The sequence below is a fragment of the Streptomyces gilvosporeus genome (assembly GCF_002082195.1).
GTDB classification, from domain to species: Bacteria; Actinomycetota; Actinomycetes; order Streptomycetales; family Streptomycetaceae; genus Streptomyces; species Streptomyces gilvosporeus.
The window spans coordinates 809,732-825,184 of record NZ_CP020569.1 but is presented as its reverse complement, the minus strand read 5'-3'; the positions used below and the strand labels follow the sequence as shown (position 1 = coordinate 825,184).

9 protein-coding genes are annotated in these 15,453 nt (G+C 69.5%); 6 read left to right on the top strand and 3 right to left on the bottom strand.

All coding sequences use genetic code 11. The features are described from left to right. Positions 1 to 28: 28 nt before the first annotated feature. Together B1H19_RS03880 and B1H19_RS03875 are read right to left on the bottom strand one after the other, a co-directional pair. Positions 29 to 1,327: a glycoside hydrolase family 15 protein gene (locus B1H19_RS03880; RefSeq protein WP_203237089.1), complete on the bottom strand. Its 1,299-nt coding sequence runs from the start codon at positions 1,325 to 1,327 to the stop codon at positions 29 to 31. Between the two features lie 1,147 nt (positions 1,328 to 2,474). Beyond that, the gene (locus B1H19_RS03875; RefSeq protein WP_083109413.1) at positions 2,475 to 3,245 is read right to left on the bottom strand and encodes a GbsR/MarR family transcriptional regulator; all 771 of its coding nucleotides are present in this window, start codon (positions 3,243 to 3,245) and stop codon (positions 2,475 to 2,477) included. A 253-nt stretch (positions 3,246 to 3,498) separates the two neighbouring features. Here B1H19_RS03875 and B1H19_RS03870 point away from each other — a divergent pair, with 253 nt between their 5' ends. Next, positions 3,499 to 4,167 carry a DUF4097 family beta strand repeat-containing protein gene (locus tag B1H19_RS03870; protein ID WP_083102938.1) on the top strand — a complete coding sequence of 223 codons (669 nt, stop codon included), beginning with the start codon at positions 3,499 to 3,501 and terminating at the stop codon, positions 4,165 to 4,167. A 109-nt stretch (positions 4,168 to 4,276) separates the two neighbouring features. Then, the gene (locus B1H19_RS03865; protein ID WP_083102935.1) at positions 4,277 to 5,086 is read left to right on the top strand and encodes an alpha/beta fold hydrolase; all 810 of its coding nucleotides are present in this window, start codon (positions 4,277 to 4,279) and stop codon (positions 5,084 to 5,086) included. Between the two features lie 537 nt (positions 5,087 to 5,623). On the opposite strand, the gene B1H19_RS03860 is transcribed toward B1H19_RS03865, so the two are convergent. After that, entirely contained in the window at positions 5,624 to 8,587 is a 2,964-nt protein-coding gene (locus B1H19_RS03860; protein ID WP_418361422.1) for a bifunctional glycosyltransferase/CDP-glycerol:glycerophosphate glycerophosphotransferase, read from the bottom strand. A 683-nt stretch (positions 8,588 to 9,270) separates the two neighbouring features. On the opposite strand from B1H19_RS03860, the gene B1H19_RS03850 reads away from it, so the two are divergent. The 4 genes from B1H19_RS03850 (at position 9,271) to B1H19_RS03835 (ending at position 15,350) form a co-directional block, all read left to right on the top strand. Continuing rightward, positions 9,271 to 10,986, top strand: a complete 1,716-nt coding sequence (locus tag B1H19_RS03850; protein WP_083102926.1) for a sensor histidine kinase — start codon at positions 9,271 to 9,273, stop codon at positions 10,984 to 10,986. After that, the gene (locus B1H19_RS03845) at positions 10,979 to 11,671 is read left to right on the top strand and encodes a response regulator (protein WP_083102924.1); all 693 of its coding nucleotides are present in this window, start codon (positions 10,979 to 10,981) and stop codon (positions 11,669 to 11,671) included. The genes B1H19_RS03850 and B1H19_RS03845 overlap by 8 nt, the downstream gene beginning before the upstream one ends. 231 nt (positions 11,672 to 11,902) lie before the next feature. Beyond that, positions 11,903 to 12,682, top strand: coding sequence for an ABC transporter ATP-binding protein (locus B1H19_RS03840; protein WP_083102921.1), 780 nt, complete (start codon positions 11,903 to 11,905; stop codon positions 12,680 to 12,682). A 79-nt stretch (positions 12,683 to 12,761) separates the two neighbouring features. Next, the gene (locus tag B1H19_RS03835) at positions 12,762 to 15,350 is read left to right on the top strand and encodes an ABC transporter permease (protein ID WP_083102918.1); all 2,589 of its coding nucleotides are present in this window, start codon (positions 12,762 to 12,764) and stop codon (positions 15,348 to 15,350) included. The last annotated feature ends 103 nt before the right edge of the window (positions 15,351 to 15,453 follow it).

Genomic DNA, 15,453 nt, shown 5'->3' with positions numbered 1-15,453 from the left:
GTGGGGTTTCGAGTCGGTCGGCCATGGGTCACACGGCCTCGGCCCGGGCCCGCATGGCGGACAGGTAGGCGGCATAGCTCCACGTCAGGTTGTGCACACTGCGCTCGAAGCCGGTGGTGCCGTCGAACTGCTCGGAGAGCTCCAGGTTGTCGCTGTGGTAGATGACGGCCTGCATCATGGCGTCACCGGTCGCCGTCAAGGCGGCGGCGGCTGCCGCCGGGGCCGTCGACGCGTCGATGCCGGACTGGGCGAAGAAGGGTGCGGAGAGGTCGTCCATGGGCACCTTGCCGCTCGCCTTGATCGCGCCGGCCAGCTTGTAGTGCAGCTCGGCGACGTTGAACGTGGAGAGGGCCCAGGGGTGGCCGCCGAGCTGCGGGTGCGCGGTGTCACCGTTGTAGACGTCGCCCGGGTAGCGGCCGAACAGCGGGCCGATACCGAAGCCTTCCTTGTCGGCCTTGTTGATCGGGTAGAAGGCGATGCCGCCCTCCTCCCACTGCGAGCGCAGTTGGGCCGCTGTCGCCAGCAGCTTGGTGTCGGTGACGGGAACGGCGCCGTAGACGGCCGACTGGACGATGTCGATGTTCGGGTCGTAACCGCTGACGACCGGATTCTGGGGCGACGGCTGGGACCCGTCACCGGGGTCGGCCAGCATGCTTATGTACGTGTTCCCGTCCCAGTGGCCGGCAAGGGCCTGGCGCAGCCACTTGATGGCGGGCCGCAGTCCGGTCGGCTTGTCGATGCCGACGATGGTCGAGCCCTGGATCTCCTCGAAGCAGCGCAGCTGGGCGGCGCGGGCGAAGAAGCTGTACCCGCTGTGCTCCTCCCACAGGTTCGTGGTGGGGCCCTGGTAGACGCCGAGGAGGTAGGCCACGTTCGAGTTCACCAGGTCGACCGCCCGCTTCTGGGTGCCGACATCGAGCTGGTCGTAGGCGGCCAGGATGGTGATCGTCTGCAGGGCCGGACCATCGTTCTGCTCGGTCCACGGGCGGGCGTCACCGGCGATGTTGAAGCAGGCGTGCCCCTTGGTCAACGGCGGCTGGGCGTTGGAGTGGCAGAGGTCGGCGAACTGCACGTAGTCGTTGAGCGTCTGCACCGTCCCGCCCGGGCGGGTGGGCATGTCGGCCTTGGCCACCTCCATGGCCGTGATGGCGCCGTCGCGCACCCAGTTGAAGACGTAGTCCTCGTCGATGCCGGGGGTGTCGGCCGGGAAGGACGGGGCGGCGATGATGCAACCCGGCTTCGAGTTCCGGGAAATGTCGCCCGGCGACTGCGGATCGCTGAAGACGAATCCGTCACTGGCGATGTTCCGGAACATGAAGGTGAACATGATCGGTACGAGCGACGGTAGATCTACCGCTCCCGGAGCAAAGGAGATCTGGATGTTCGTCCGCGCTCGGGAAGTGCCGGCCGGCCGGTTCGTGCGGGCGGGCATGCTGGTGGGCTCGGTCATTGCTGAATTCCCCCGATGTCTTTCGAGCGGAACTATCGGATTCGGTCGACGCCCTGGCCGGGTGGATCGAAAGGCTTGGAGCCGAGTGCGTCGATGAGTTGCCCCCGCCGCGCGCGTGGGCTTCCGGGGCGAGAACGCCGGATGGACGGCGCAAGAGGGTGCACTTTGTTCATACGGACTTCGACGGTGCCAGGCTGCGAAATCGGTATCGCTGCCGGCAAACGCCTGACGCGAAGCCCACTACCGCGTCACCAGCGGCGCGTGGGAACCATCGAAATCGCCGAGGGTCGCGGGCGCGGGCGAGTCGCGATGACCTGAATGGCTATCAGAACCCGTGCCTGTACCCAACCTCCCAGGCGGCGCACAGCCCCGCGGAGCTCCGGAGGTGTCACACGCCTTCCGGGCAGAGCAGGCGAACCGATCATCTCGGGCCCGTGTTTTCGCCCTGGGGACGCGGCGAGGAGAGTGGCGCACGAGAACGCCGTCAGGCCTGCGATGACACTCTGAATCAGGTGCCCGAGTCGACACCATTCCCATATTCTCGTCAATAGGGAATGCATCTCTTCGCCCCCCGTTTTCTCAGAAAGCGCGCGGTGCAGAGACTTTCCGGTAGCGAGTCCCGTGGCAGCTTTTTACTGAATGTCGTAGAGCAGTATTGAAGCAGCCTGAGACTTTGACCGTTCCGCGCGATGGGTATGCCACTTGGCGTGCCCTTATCTTTGCGTACCGCAGGCTACAGTTGGCCGAGTACGTGCCGCAAGAGAAAACTCCAATGTTGCGTATGAGGTTGGGATAATCGCGTGCAGCTCACTGTTGCATAACTGTGCGTCGGATCCTGATGGTGCGCGTGAGCATCTCCCCAGGGCTTCGGAAAAGCGTCGCGATGTGCAGCTCGTGATCGTGAAGCCGACCAGGCGGAGGGCGCCAATGGCGAGGTTGCGGCAGGTGGCCACGCGCGAATTTCTTCGGAGTCTGCGGACGGATGGCAAACGGCCGCTTGGCAGGACGACGGCTGCCGCCCCGATCACGGCCGAAGGAGTCGGCCTCCGTCGGCGACTCCGGACTCAGCCCTCTCCGAGGTCGTCTCGGGTTTCGCGTGGAGGATGTCGCGTGCCTGCTCCGCGGCGCGGGCGATGTTCTCCGAGACGAAGTCGACGAAGCGGGCGATGCGTTCGAGGCGGGCGGCGGCCGGGGTGCCAGGGCCCAGGACCCCGACACCCTGGCGTGCGGTTCCGGCGAGGTGGGCGGTGCTGCGGGCGTCGGCGATCATCGCTTGGTACCAGACGTCGTCGTCGGCGACATAGCGCTCGCGGCGACGCTCGTCGCGTTCCCTTCGCACCAGGCCCTGACTCTCCAGGAACGCGATCGCCTTGGAGACGGACCCCGGGCTGACCTGGAGATGCTGGACGAGTTCGGCCGCGGTGAGACTGCCCGCGTCGGTGGTGTAGAGGCATACCAGCACCCGGGACATCATCTTGGGCATGCCTGTTTGCATGAGGACGGCGGTGAACGTCTCCTCGTAGGCGCGCACCACCTCGGCGTCGCGTCCATGGGGCTGGGGGGACGCCTGCGGCCCGCGGGGGACGGTCCGCCTGCGCCGTCGGGCGCGGCGTTCGGTGGCCCGGTGGGCGCGGTCGGCGCGGTAGTCGGTGGGGCCGCCGTTGCGCATCACCTCGCGCGTGATCGTCGAGGTGGGGCGGCAGAGGCGTCTGGCGATCTCCGCGTAGGCGAGGCCGCCGGCCAGTCCCAGCGCGATCTGCTGGCGTTCGTGCTGGGTGAGTCTGCCTCCCGGCATCGCGGTCTCCTTCGTGGTCTGCGGTGTGTCCGGCATAGCGTTCACTTCCAGTCCATTGCAACGAACCTGGTGAACCTTGTTGCATTCACTTCGAAGGTCGCTGCAACGAATTCTCGAACTCTACCTGCATAAATAGCGATTATGTGCTGCGATTCAGTTGTTGCTTCTCCGAACGCAACGTAGCGTTTTCGACATCAGAAACATCGTGCCGCAGAGGCGCAGAGGCGCACGATGCAGAAGAGGGAGAGCAACGATGCGGAAGTTCGACACCCCCGCCCCGATCTTGACCGTCCTCGACATCCCCGCGGGGCACATTCGGTTCATCGCCGCCGACCGGGCCGACACCACGGTCGAGATCCTGCCCACGGACGCCGCCAAGAGTCGCGACGTGAAGGCGGCCGAGCAGACCGAGGTCGTCTACGGCAACGGCGTCCTGCGGATCGAGACCCCAGCGGCGACCAACCGGGTCCTCGGCAGCTCCGGCTCCCTCGAGGTGACCGTCCAACTGCCCGCCGGCTCCCGGATCGAGGCGAAGGCGGCCGGCGCCGACTTCCGGGGCGTGGGGCAGCTCGGCGATGTCGCCTTCGAGGGCGCACAGGGCTCGGTCAAGCTCGACGAGACCGCCGACGCCAGCCTCGTCCTCCTCGCCGGAGGCATCTCCGTCGGCCGCCTGGGCGGCCCCGCGGACATCAGCACCCAGAAGGGTGACCTCCACATCGCCGAGGCCGCCCGCGGCACGGTCACGCTGCACACACAGGCCGGCAACATCTCGGTCGGCGTCGCCCGCGGAGTCTCCGCCTCCCTGGACGCAGGCACCACCTACGGCCGGATCCACAACTCACTCAAGAACACCGACGGCACACCCGGCGTGAAGCTCCACGCCACCACCGCCTACGGCGACATCACCGCCCGCAGCCTTTAACGTCACCCGGCCCCAAAAGAGGCCACCGAGGCGCGCGGCCCAACCACCTACAGCGACTTCACCACCCCTCGCTCCTGATCCACGTTCCGACCCTGGAGAAAGGCACACCATGACCATCAAGCACCCCGCCTTCACCGGCATGGTGCCGGTCGATGACACCGCATTGGCCGTGACCGACACCGGCGGGCCCGGCCGTCCCGTGGTCTACCTCAACGGCTCCTACGCCGACCAGTCGCACTGGCGGCCCGTCATCGCCGACCTCGGCAGCGGCTACCGGCACCTCACCTACGACGAGCGTGCCCGCGGCAAGTCGAAGCGCTCGGCGGACTATTCGTTCGAGGCGTGCCTGCGTGACATCGACGCCGTCCTCAAAGCCAGGGACGTGGAACGGCCGATCCTGGTGGGCTGGTCCTACGGAGCCATGCTCGCGATCCACTGGGCCGCGCGGAATCCGGAGCGCGTCCTGGGTGCGGTGTCCGTGGACGGCGCACTCCCGCACGAGTGGCTCGACGACGCCGCCCGGGAGCACCTCCGGAAGCTGTTCCGCCGACTGAGCCCGCTGTTTCCGATCGGCCGCCGGCTTGGCCTGGCAGCGCGGATGAGCGCCGCGCAACATGCCGAGATCAACATCGAGATCAACGAGCTCTACGCGCCCAGCGCTCTCGACCCGGTCTTCGACCGTGTGACCGTACCGACCCGGTATGTGCTCGCCACGGGTGGCAACTTGGGCGGCGACCCGAAGTTGATGGAACAGATCCGCGCCAACCTCGACCCGGTGCTCGCCCGAAACCCGAACATCCGGATCAGCGCGAAGGTCGCGAGCAACCACTCCAAGATCCTGCGCAAGGACTTCCGAGCCATCGCCGACGCGGTACGCGAACTCGCCGCCCCGGCGCCCACGAGGTCCTCTCAGTCATGAAAGGCAGCGTCACGGTGAGAGCCATCCGGCACTGCCGGGCACTCGTCGAACACGCCGAACACAAGGCGTGCCCCGAAGCCGTCGAGTAGATCCACGCCGACGTCGCGGCCCCTGGGCGCTGGCGTTCCCCGTCCACGGCAGGACGTCGCAGCGCCCAGCGCACGACCTTGATCGTTCTCGTCGACCACCGCTGTGCCGATGGCCCTCAAGGCCGAAGACAGCCCGAAGGCCCCTCAGGCCCACTCCACCTCGGAACGGACGTTCGAGGGGCCTGCCTGCGTCGACGGAGGCGTTCTGGGCACCTCTGCCGACGCGACGGATCGCCGACGTTCTGCTGCATCCCGGCCTCGCGGACCGCGCGCCGTCGCTGTTCGGCGAGGTCGGGTCCTCGCCCAGGTCGACGCGCAGCTCCGCGGGGCCGGGACGACGCCGATGACGTGCACCCGGTGGCCCGCCTCGGTGAAGAGCCGGGCCACCGGGTGGGATCAGGCGGTCACCCCGCCCGTCTCGTCGATGTTGTGGGAGGCCAAGAAGATGTCACGCGCCCTCATGTGCCACCCCCTGTACGTCCGCGGATGAACCGGCCGCGGCGACCGTCGGGGAATCCACCGAAGCCGTGACCGGGGAAGCCGCGGGCACGCCGGCCGAAGTACCGCCGAAGAACCTGTCGACGATCTGCCGGGCCGCGTCGCCCTGGTCGTACTCGCCGAACTCGGCGGCGAACTGCCGCCGGGCATCTCGGTGTTCGGCGTCCGCGGCCTTGAACCCTTCGATCGCCTCGAAGAGTTCTCCGGGCGTCCGGAGAAACGGTCCGGGCGCCTTCTCCTTGAGGTCGAAGTACGTGCCGCGGGCCTCGTTGACGTACTCGTCGTAGTCGTAGGCGAAGAACAGTATCGGCCGGTCCAGCAGGGCGTAGTCGAACATCACCGAGGAGTAGTCGGTGATCAGACCGTCGGCCAGCTGCATCAGCTGGGTGACGTCGTGGTGGCCGGTGACGTCGATGACCCTGCCGCGTACGGAGGGCGGCAGCACCACGTGGTTGAGGTAGTGCGAGCGCATCAGCAGCACGAAGCGGTCGCCGAAGCGACGGGCGAACTCCTCCACGTCGAAGGGGAGTTCAAAGCCACGCACCGAGCCGTTGGCATTGGCGCGGAAGGTCGGCGCGTACATCAGCACGGTCTTGTCCGCGGGGATGCCCAACTCCTTGGCGAGCGGGCCGCGTTCGCGCGGGGCGCCGCCCTCCTCCGCGCGGCGCGCCGCCACCAGAGCGTCGTTGCGCGGGTATCCGGCCCGCAGCAGCACCTCCGGACGGAGCCGGAAGGCTCGGGCCAGCGTCCGCACATCGTGCTCGGAGCGGATCAGGAAGTGGTCGAAGCGGTCCAGGGCCTCCTGGTAGGCCGCCTTCTCCTCCCGCGTCTGCATCTTCAGGCGCGTCTCGTCGAAACCCATACGCTTGAGCGCGGAGCCGTGCCAGGTCTGGATGTAGGTGGTCTTCGGGCGCTTGGTCAGCTTCAGCGGGAAGCCCTGGTTGTCGACCCAGAACTCGGCCTGCGCCAGGGCCCGCAGATACTGCCAGCCCCAGCGTTGCACCAGCGTGGCGTCCTTGGGGAACCCTTCGGGCTTCTTACCCGCGTACGCCCACACCGCCTCGAACTCGACGCCCTGACGGCGCATTTCCTCATAGATGGCCCGGGGGCTGTCGCTGTACTGCTTGCCCAGGTGGCTCTCGAAGACCACCAGCCCCTTGCGGACGGGCAGTTTGCTGAACACCTCGTGGTAGACGCGGAGTTTGGTCGCCCCGGAGTTCATGTCGCGCCTGGCCTTGAGGGCCTTGCGCGCGCCGGTTTTGGCGAGGTCGGCGGCGGGGCTGCGCAGGGCCTGGGTCAGCGCCCGGTGGGTGAGTCGGGCCGCCGCACCCTTGGCGTGCAGGACGAAGGAGAGGTGCCCGCGCTTGGAGGTGGCGGGTTCGATCCGGTCCGCGACCAGCCGGGTCAGCCGGGGACGCACCCGCAGCGCATGGGCGCGCTCCAGGCTGACGCCGCCGACGGTGACGCGGGTGCGGGTGGTCGCGCCGTCCACGTTCAGAATCAGCCGCAGGTCCCATACCGCGTCGATGAGGCCCAGCGGGCGCAGCCGGCGGGCCAGGTCAAGGTCGGCGGTCCAGTCCAGGCCCTCTTCGGCGACGCGCAGCGAGGTGAGCGGGAAGCTGAAGGTCTGCAGGCTGCGGCGGCGGGCCCTGAGCTCCAGCGAGCCGCGCAGCGGGGTGTCCGGCGTGATCCTGCCGAGCGGGTTGACGATCTGGCCGGCCAGGCGAACCGTGCCGCGTCCGTCGTCCTCGTAGGAGGTGAGCTGGTTGCGCAGGAACAGCTCGCTGATCGGGCGGCTGTGGTACCCGGCCTCGGTGACGTCCAAGGCGGCGCGGCCCTCGGCGTCCTCAAGGTGTTCGGCGCACCAGTAGATGCGGCCGTCCCGCTCGGTGAGCGGCGAGGACAGTTTGTTCCGGTTGATGAGGGTGTCCACTGCGGGCATCAGGTTGTCCCAGTCCTCCTTGGCCAGGAGGTGGGCGCAGATCGCCTGGATGCGCTGAACGCGTTCATGGGCCTCGGGTGCGATGCCGCCGAGATAGCTGTTGGCCATCTCGGCGAACTCGTGCCGGTAGTCCTCGTCCAGCAGCGGAAGATCACGCAGATGCAGTACGAGGTCGTGCTTGAGGAACTTGACGTCCTTGTGGAGCTTCAGGTCGTCCAGGCCCTTCTGCTCCAGGAGTTCGTCCACCCGGCGGTGGATCTCCATGCGGTGCGCGAAGTTGGCGATCTCGTGGCGCCGGTTGCTGATCGACTTGGTGGCCGCCTTCTCGAAGACGTTCCAGAAATAGACGCGGTTGGGGATCAGCGTGATGCGCCGGGCGGCGACGTATGCCTGGGCGGAGAAGAGCAGGTCCTCGTAGTGGATGCCGACGGGGAACTTCAGCCCCGCCTCCAGCAGGAACTCCCGGCGGTAGCACTTGTTGGTCGACAGCGTGTCGAAGACCAGCAGATCGGGGAGTTCGGAGATGGACTCGATGGTGCGGGTGCGGTCGTAGAGCCACGGGTACCACTCGGTCGACTTCTTGTTTCGGGAGTCGACGTTGACGCGCACGCACATGCCGGAGACCAGGTCGGCGCCGGTGCGCTCGGCGGCCTCCAGCATGTTGCGGCAGGCGTTGGGCTCCAGTACGTCGTCGCTGTCCAGGAACATCACGTACGTGCCGTCGGCGTGCTCGACTCCGTGGTTGCGGGGCGCCCCGCACCCCCCGCTGTTCTCGGGCAGCTGGAGGGCCCTGACTCTGTCCGGGTGGGCGGATGCGAGCTGCTGCGCCACCGCGAAGGATCCGTCCGTGCTGCAGTCGTCGACGATCAGCACTTCGATTCCGCGGAGCGTCTGGTCCAGAACAGACTGCACAGCCGTCGTGAGCCGGTCGGCGTCGTTGTAAACGATCACGACAACGGAGACATCAGGCACGGGCACCCCAGTCCTCTTTTCATATCGACTACGGGGCCCCCGAGGCTACCTTGCCGCGTGATCGCCTGAGCACGCCGCCAACCAGCGTAGGGGCGGACCTCCAGGGCCAACCCGCCCTCCGTCAAACCGCTCTTTCCCCGAAGAGGACGTGGACAAAGTCCGGAAGTTTTTACAGAGTCATGGCAATGTCCCGCAGGACGGTAGCGGGGTGGCCTCTCAGTGCACGCTCCGTCACTGCACATCGCCAGAAGGTAGTTCGATCAGAAGCCCCGGCGGGCCGGCAGTGACCCGCCCGCGACCAGAGGGTCGTCGTCGCACTCCGTGATCAATACCCCTGGATTCTGTCACCAGTTGCTGACATGGTCCGATCCGAGACGTCGGAGACGGCGCGGGGTGAGGGTGACGGCGAAGGGGGGTTCCTGCTGCTCGAGGCGTCGGTTCCCGTCCGGTCCCTCGTCGCATCAGCCCTCCCGTCCGAGCAGATCCTGGACGCGGGCCCGGACCTCGTCCGTGTCCAGGCCGCGGATCGAAGGCGTGGGGCGGCGCGAGATGGCGCCGGCCGTCCGTGACTCGCCACGGCTCACCCCGTTCGCAGACGCCGGGCGGGCCTCTGTCCATCGGTAGAGGCGGGTCGTCCGTAAGGCGCAGGGGATCCCCGTAGGAAGCCGCCGATAATCGACGCCATGACGTCCAGCGCACCACCAACTATCGAGAAACGCCTGGCCCGCAGCCCCTTCGCGGGGCCTGACGAGCGCGGGCGGCAGCTATGGCGGGCGGGGGGTGAGGCGGCCCTGGCCGCAGTGGTGGTGCTGCTCACCTACCTGGGCGAGTCGTGGATCCAGACCCGGCTGGCGGGTCGGGTCCCGGCTCTGGCAGTCATCGGTATCGCGTTGGTTCTGGTGCGGCGCCGTTTTGCGGTGGTCAGCGTGGTCGGGCTGGCGGCGCTGATGGGGGTGGCGCCCGCGGCGGCGTTGCTGACCGCGGTGGCGGCCTACACCGCGGCCCGGCAGCGGGAGACGCCGCGGCGGCGCGTGGGGCTGCTGCTCGGGGCGGCCGGTGTGGCGATGGTGACGTGTGCGGTGTTCGCGTCCGTGCTGCCGCCGGGAGGCTGGTCGTTCGGTCTCGCGCTGGGCGCGGTGCTCGCCGTCACCACGGTCGTGGTGCCCGGACTGGTGGGCACCGTTGCGGGGCAGCAGGACCGGCTGATGGGGGCGCTGCGGGAGCGTACGGCCGCCGCCGAGGAGGCGCGGCGGCTGGCGGACAGCGAGGCGCGGGTGCGCGAGCGGTCGCGGATCGCCGCGGAGATGCACGATCTGGTCGGCCACCGGCTGAGCCTGGTCTCGCTGCACTCGGGCGGGCTGGAGATGGCGCTGCGCAAGGAGGCCCCCGGCCTGCAGGACGAGGCCGCTGTGGTGGGCCGTGCCGCCCGCGATGCGATGCAGGAGCTGCGGGAGGTGCTGGGGGTCCTGGGCCCGGTGGGGCGGGACACCGGCACCGCTGTGCTGACGGACGCGACGGGCACGCGCGCGGACATCGAGGCGCTGGTCGAGGAATCGCGCGCCGGTGGCATCCCCGTTGAGCTGAGCTGGGAGGGGCCCGATCTCGATGCGCGGCCGGCCAGGCTACGGCGGGCGGTGCACCGCGTGGTGCGCGAGTCGCTGACCAACGTCCACCGGTACGCTCCCGGCGCCCATGTGACCGTTTCCGTCCGCCATGCCGGCGAGCGGGTGGAGGTGCGGGTACGTAACGGTGTGCCGCCGGTGCCGCCCGCCGCCGTGACCGGGCTGGGCACCGGGCGTGGGCTGATCGGGCTGCGGGAGCGGGTGACGCTGCTCGGCGGCGACCTGGAGGCGGGGCGGACGCCTGGCGGCGGCTTCGCTGTGACCGCCGTCATTCCTGCCGACCCCGGGCCCGGTGTGGAGCCGATGGAAGCCCAGCTCTATGCGGAGGGGCCGCGCCCCGCTGTCGAGGAGCCCGCCCGCGGACTGACCGCCTTCCAGCGGCGCCTCGGCGGTGCCGTCATCGGGCTGGTCGGCCTGGCGGGGGTGGGCGTGATGATGCTGTTCGGGCTCGCTCTGGTGCGCGGCGCGCAGCTCGATGGCCACCCTCGGAGCGGCGAAGAGCCACGGGTGGGGATGTCGCGGGAACGGGTGGAGCGGGCCGTGTCCTTCGACTCCCGTACGGTGCGCGCGGCCGCCGCCGGGCGCGAGCCGGCGCGGCCGGCGTCCGCCACGGACTGCCTGTATCCGTACGTGGACGAGGGGGCCAGGGGCGGGCGGCTGGAGATCGTCCGCTACTGCTTCCGGGCCGACACGCTGATCGCGATCGACCGATTCACCGTTCCGATGGTCACGGAGAAGGCGACCGAACCGCCGCAGGGGAGAAGGACACATGACTGACCAGGCCAACTCCGCAGGTTCCGGGGCGGGTTCCGCGATCCGGGTGCTGCTCGCCGATGACGAGGAGATGATCCGGCACGGCATCCGGCTGGTTCTCCGGCACGCCGACGACATCGAGGTCGTGAGCGAGGCGGTCAACGGCGCCGAGGCCGCCCGGCTCGCCGCCGAGCACCGGCCCGATGTGGTGCTCCTCGACATCCGTATGCCCGTACTCGACGGGCTCGCAGCCATCGAACCGCTGGTCACCCTCGACCCCAAGCCGCAGGTCGTCATGCTCACCACCTTCGGGGACGACGAGAACGTCACCCGGGCCCTGAGGGCGGGTGCCACCGGCTTCCTGCTGAAGGACGAGGGGCCGCAGGAGCTGATCCGCGCGGTGCGGGCGGCGGCCGCGGGGGATGCGGTGCTCTCGCCCGGTGTCACCGGGGCCGTCATCCGGCGGATGCTGAGCGGCGGCGGGGTCGGGACCACTGCCCCGGAGAGCAGGATGGCGGGGCTGACCGGTCGGGAGCGGGAGGTGCTGGTCATGCTGGGGGAGGGGCTGTCGAACCCGGAGATCGGCAGGCGGCTCGGCATCGGCGTGGGGACGGTCAAGACCCACGTCCGGTCGATCCTGGAGAAGACGGGATGCGGCAGCCGGGTGCAGGCGGCGCTGCTGGCGCACCAGGCCGGGCTCATGGGCTGAGCACATGGCCGGGCTCACGGGTTGAAAGACCTGGTCGGGGCCGCCTGCTCTGTCTGCGGGTAGAGCCGGCGGCTCTGTCTGCGGGGTGAGGGGCAGTGGCCCGTAAGGGTGACGCGGCCGCGGCGGGTCTGCCGATCGGCAGAGGCCGCAGTCCCGACCTGAGGGCGACGGATTGGGGTGGGTGCCGCGGCCACGATGGACGGGAGTTTCGCACCCCTTCCAGGAGCACCCATGCCGCAGCACGCCACTGCCACCACCCGCCTCCGCGTCCCCTCTGTCGCCGCCCGCGCGACGGGGCTGACCAAGATCTACGGCGAGAGCGAGACCCGCGTCGTCGCCCTCGACTCGGTGACCGTGGAGTTCGGGCGCGGCCGGTTCACCGCGATCATGGGCCCGTCCGGCTCGGGCAAGTCGACGCTGATGCACTGCATGGCGGGGCTCGACACCTTCTCCGGCGGGTCTGCGCGGATCGGTGACACCGAACTGTCCGGGCTGACGGATCGTCAGCTGACCAGGCTGCGCCGGGAGAAGATCGGTTTCGTCTTCCAGTCGTTCAACCTGCTGCCCACGCTGGATGCCCTGGAGAACATCACGCTGCCGCTGGACATCGCCGGCCGTAAGCCCGACCAGGAGTGGCTGGAGCTGATCGTGGGGACCGTCGGCCTCTCCGGGCGGCTGCGGCACCGTCCCTCGCAGCTCTCCGGCGGCCAGCAGCAGCGCGTGGCCGTGGCCCGCGCGCTGGCCGGCCGCCCGGAGATCGTCTTCGCGGACGAGCCGACCGGCAACCTCGACTCCCGTTCCGGTGCAGAGGCGCTGGGCTTTCTGCGGGATTCGGTACGGGAGCTGGGGCAGACGGTGGTGATGGTCACCCATGACCCGGTGGCGGCCTCCTACGCGGACCGGGTGGTCTTCCTCGCCGACGGACGCGTCAGCGACGATCTGCCCGCTCCCACTCCCGAGACCGTGCTGGACCGTATGCGGCTCTTCGACGCCAAGGGGCGGACGAACTGACACGGCCCGCAGCCGCCCACCAGCCCCCTCTCCCGCCTCCGGGCCCCGCCCCCTCGCACCCAGGACTGAACCGATCACCATGCTGCGTACCGCCCTGCGCAACGTCCTTGCGCACAAAGCCCGATTGATCATGACCGCGCTCGCGGTCCTGCTCGGCGTCGCCTTCGTCTCCGGCACCCTCATCTTCGCCGACACCACCGCGAACGCCTTCCGCAACGCCTCGGCCCAGAGCCTCAAGGGCGTGGCCGTCTCCGTGCGGGCGGATCAGGCCACCACCGCTCCCGATATGGCGGGCGGCGCGGACAGCAAACCGACCACCGCCGTCGACACCGCGCTGGCGCGCAAGATCCGCCACCTGCCCGGCGTCACCTCGGTGCGCCCCACCGTCCACGGCCAGGCCACCCTGGCCGGTAAGGACGGCCGCCCGGTCAACGCCGATACCAACGGACAGAACCTGGCCACCAATTATCAGCCCGGCCCGGACGGCGAGGACAGCCACTTCCCGCTGAAGGAAGGCCGCGGCCCCGCCGCCGAGGGGGAGCTGGCCCTCGACGCCAAGACCGCCGCGAAGGCCGGCTACCGCATCGGCGACACCGTCCGCTTCGCCACCGACGGGCCCGCCCTGACCAAGAAGCTGGTCGGCACCGTCTCCACCGACGACCCCCAGGTCACCGCCGGCGGCACCCTCACCCTCTTCGACACCCGAACCGCGCAGAAACTGTTCCACCGCCCCGGCCAGTTCGACGAGATCGCGGTCGCGGCCGCCCCCGGGACCGACGAGTACGCGCTGACCGAACAGGTGCAGGCACTGCTCCCCAAGGGGGGCGCCAGCGCCACCAGCGGGGCCCAACTGGCCGCCGAGCAGTCCGCCCAGATCGCCAAGAACACCGGATACCTCACCAAGACGCTGCTGGTCTTCGCGGGCGTCGCGCTGTTCGTCGGCGTCTTCCTCATCGCCAACACCTTCACCATGCTGATCGCCCAGCGCAGCCGGGAGATCGCGCTGCTGCGGGCCGTGGGCGCCTCACGCCGCCAGGTCGTCCGCTCCGTCCTCATCGAGGCGGGTCTGCTCGGCCTCGTAGCCTCCGTCGGCGGATTCGCGCTCGGCCTCGGCATCGCCACCGCCATGCGCCCGCTGCTCAACACCACCGGTGCCACACTGCCCGACGGGCCGCTGGTCATCACGCCCGCGGCCCCGCCGGCCTCGCTCGCGGTCGGCGTCGTCATCACCGTCCTGGCCGCCTGGCTGCCGTCCCGCAAGGCCGCAAAGATCGCCCCCGTGGCGGCGCTCAGCAGCATCGACCAGGCCCCGCCCGCCCGCGCCCTGCGCGTCCGCAACCTGCTCGGCACCCTGCTCGCCGGGGCCGGGGTGCTGGTGATGCTCTACGTCTCCACGCTCAAGGGCACCAAGGAGTCGAACCTGCTGGCCGCGATGCTCGGCGGCGTACTGACCCTCGGCGGAGTGATCGTGCTGGCCCCGCTGCTCTCCCGGCCGCTGATCGCCCTGGCCGGCAAGGTCACCACCCGCTTCTTCGGCGTCAGCGGCAAGCTGGCCAAGGAGAATGCGCTGCGCAACCCGCGCCGCACCGCCGCCACCGCATCCGCCCTGATGATCGGGCTCGCCCTGATCACCGGTCTGACCGTCGGCGCTCACTCCGCCCAACAAGCCATGGCCACGGAGGCCACGCAGGGTCTGACCGCCGACTACAAGGTCAACTACAACACCGCCCGCGGGCTCGACCCGGACGACGTCGGCAAGATCGCCCGGGTACCCGGGGTCGCCGCGGCCGCCCCCGTCACCACGGCCCAGCTCGGCACCCACGGCGAGTCCGCCGTCATCACCGGCACCGACCCGGAGGCGTACGGCAAGGTGGCACGGCTCGACTTCCGCGCCGGCTCACTGCACGACATCGGCCCGGGGAGGATCGCGGTCTCCGACCAGTTCGCAGGGCGAGCCGGGCTCCACGTCGGTGCCACCCTCGACGCCGAGCTGGGCGGCGGCATGGACGACAGCAAGGCCGCGAAGCGGAAGCTGACGGTCGTCGGCATCTACGCCAAGACCCGCACCGTCGACGATGCACTGGGCACCCGCGCCGACGTGCTCCCGTACTCCATGACGAAGCAGTTCGACAACCTGCTGGTCAAGGCCGAGCCCGGCAAGGCCGCCGGCCTTGAGCGCACGATCCGCGCCGCGCTCGACGACAGCCCGCTGCTGAAGGTCCGCTCCCAGGAGCAACTCGTCAAGGACAACAACGAGTCGGTCACCACGGTCCTCAGCATGATGTACGGGCTGCTCGGCATGGCCGTCGTCATCGCGATCCTCGGCGTCGTCAACACCCTGGCCATGTCGGTCTTCGAGCGCACCCGCGAGATCGGGATGCTGCGCGCGATAGGGCTCGACCGCTCCGGCATCCGGCAGATGATCCGGCTCGAATCGGTGGTCATCTCCGTCTTCGGCGCGGTCCTCGGGATCGGTACGGGCATCTTCCTGGCCTGGGCCGCAGGCGGACTGACCACGACCTCGATGCACGCATACGAGACGGTCCTGCCGTGGGGAAGGCTCGGCACCTTCCTGGCCCTGGCCCTGATGATCGGCGTCCTGGCCGCCATCTGGCCGGCCCGCCGAGCCGCCCGCCTGAACATGCTGCGCTCGATCCAGGCGAGTTGAGCCCTTCGGCCCAGCGGCGGCACCCCGCCTGCGCGCCTGGCGGGCGGGGTGACCAGCCCCGGAACACGCCTTCACACGCCTTCACAAGCCCTCTGAACAGCGG